Source organism: Ralstonia sp. ASV6, from assembly GCF_016429285.1.
GTDB lineage: Bacteria > Pseudomonadota > Gammaproteobacteria > Burkholderiales > Burkholderiaceae > Ralstonia > Ralstonia flaminis.
On the sequence record NZ_JAELUI010000677.1, the window covers coordinates 1 to 300 of the forward strand.

Annotated in this window: 1 protein-coding gene; it reads left to right on the top strand. The window is 77.3% G+C overall.

Features of this window, described 5'->3' with window-relative positions; genetic code table 11:
• Positions 1 to 7 precede the first annotated feature (7 nt).
• A partial coding sequence (locus tag JHD73_RS30180) for a HEAT repeat domain-containing protein (protein ID WP_368735575.1) occupies positions 8 to 300 on the top strand: 293 nt, incomplete at its 3' end.

Consider the following 300-nt stretch of genomic DNA (forward strand, 5'->3'; position numbering starts at 1 on the left):
CGACCTGCTGTTGGCCGCGTTGTCCGACCCCGTGCCGGAAGTCCGCCGGCAGGCGGCCCAAGGCCTGCGCTTCGGGCCACCGCAAGTGCTGCCTGCCTTGCTGGCAGTCGCCAACGACCCTGAGCCTGTCTCTTATACACATCTCCGAGCCCACGAGACATGGCGCCTGATCTCGTATGCCGTCTTCGGCGTGAAAAGGGGGGGGGGGGGGGGGGGGGGGGGGGGGGGGGGGGGGGGGGGGGGGGGGGGGGGGGGGGGGGGGGGGGGGGGGGGGGGGGGGGGGGGGGGGGGGGGGGGGGG